The organism is Methyloceanibacter marginalis (assembly GCF_001723295.1).
Taxonomy (GTDB): Bacteria; Pseudomonadota; Alphaproteobacteria; order Rhizobiales; family Methyloligellaceae; genus Methyloceanibacter; species Methyloceanibacter marginalis.
In genome coordinates this window covers 1-1,222 of record NZ_LPWD01000325.1, presented here as the reverse complement: position 1 = coordinate 1,222, position 1,222 = coordinate 1, and the positions used below count along the sequence as shown (strand labels likewise).

2 protein-coding genes and 1 pseudogene are annotated in these 1,222 nt (G+C 62.4%); 1 reads left to right on the top strand and 2 read right to left on the bottom strand.

Going from position 1 to position 1,222, the window contains the following annotated elements; genetic code table 11:
* Positions 1-56 precede the first annotated feature (56 nt).
* The gene (locus AUC71_RS11815; RefSeq protein ID WP_069624426.1) at positions 57-449 is read right to left on the bottom strand and encodes an EamA family transporter; all 393 of its coding nucleotides are present in this window, start codon (positions 447-449) and stop codon (positions 57-59) included.
* Between the two features lie 84 nt (positions 450-533).
* A complete protein-coding gene (locus AUC71_RS11810) occupies positions 534-776 on the bottom strand; it encodes a DUF2188 domain-containing protein (protein WP_069624425.1) in 243 nt (80 codons plus the stop codon).
* Between AUC71_RS11810 and AUC71_RS22770 the strand changes: the two are divergent.
* Positions 687-1,222, top strand: a pseudogene (locus AUC71_RS22770) (sulfotransferase family protein); the annotation flags it as partial. The gene AUC71_RS11810 and the pseudogene AUC71_RS22770 overlap by 90 nt on opposite strands.

Sequence of the window (1,222 nt, the reverse complement as noted above, 5' to 3'; positions counted from 1 at the left end):
CCGCCCCGCCCCCAAACCCTAAAGCGAGATCAGCACCACGCCGATCACGGCTGCGATCAGCCCGATGACGCGATGCCAAGGCATGGCCTCGCCGAGCACGACGACGCCGAGCACGCGCCGCCGACAATGAACATGCCGTAGACCGGCACCACGACATTGGCCGGCCCCAGCGACAGAGCATGAAACAGCGAACTGACGGCAACCGTGAGCGCGATGCCCCCGGCAATGGCCCAGAGCAGCGGCGGCGTCTCCAGCTCGAAAATCAACGTCTTCAACTCGCCACGCCACGCCACGACGGCGATGGCGAAGATTGCCACGATCGTGGTCGACACTGCGAGCACTTGATAAGTGGTGACAGTGCCACTCCGCTCGGCGAGCTTCACGAACAGCGTCATGAGCGAGTAGCCGGCCATGCCCAGCAAGGCCCATAAAACATAGGATTGAATCACCGCGCCTCCCGCGTCTCTGCCCCGAAATACAGGTGTCAGAGACCGCGATAGGCGCGAAGTGTCAACTCGCGGGAAGAGCCGCGCCTATTTGTCCTCGACTACGGTCTGGGGGCGATCCGTGCCCGGATCGAGCTCCTCGTGCCACTCGCCATCCGCCGTCTCATACTCGATGCCGACGGTCTCGCCCGGCACTTTCTGTTCGCCCGCCGCACGCTTGGCCGCTTCAAGCGCGGCGTCATGGGTGGGAAACGTTTCCGAGATTGTGCCTCGCGCCTGATAGGCCCAGCCATTCTCATGCTTGATGATCTTGTATACGACTTTCGTCATCGGCTTCCTCCTCGCGGCTCGTATAGTCTCACACAACCAACGCTTACCGCGAGTGGTTCCTTGAGAGGAACGCGGCCAATGAGCCTTCAAGTCATCGGTGCGGGGTTCGGCCGGACAGGCACGCTCTCGCTGAAGCTCGCATTAGAGGAACTGGGCTTCGGCCCTGCTACCACATGATCGAGACGCGCAAGCACCTGGCACACGACGCCATGTGGCTTGCGCTGGCGACCGGGCAGTCGGACGACTGGCGCGCGATACTCCGTGGCTATCGCTCCAGCGTGGATTGGCCCGCCATCTTGGTCTGGAGAGAACTGATCGCCGCAAGTCCGGACGCCAAGGTGATCCTCACCATACGCGATCCCGAAAGTTGGTACGAAAGCGCATCCAAGACGATTTTTCAGCGGATGAGCGAGCATGAGGATGCGCAGAGCGAAGGCCGCGCCGCC

Bases quoted from the DNA above. Each gene is read 5' to 3' on its own strand.
- AUC71_RS11810 (WP_069624425.1), bottom strand. From the start codon at position 776: ATGACGAAAGTCGTATACAAGATCATCAAGCATGAGAATGGCTGGGCC.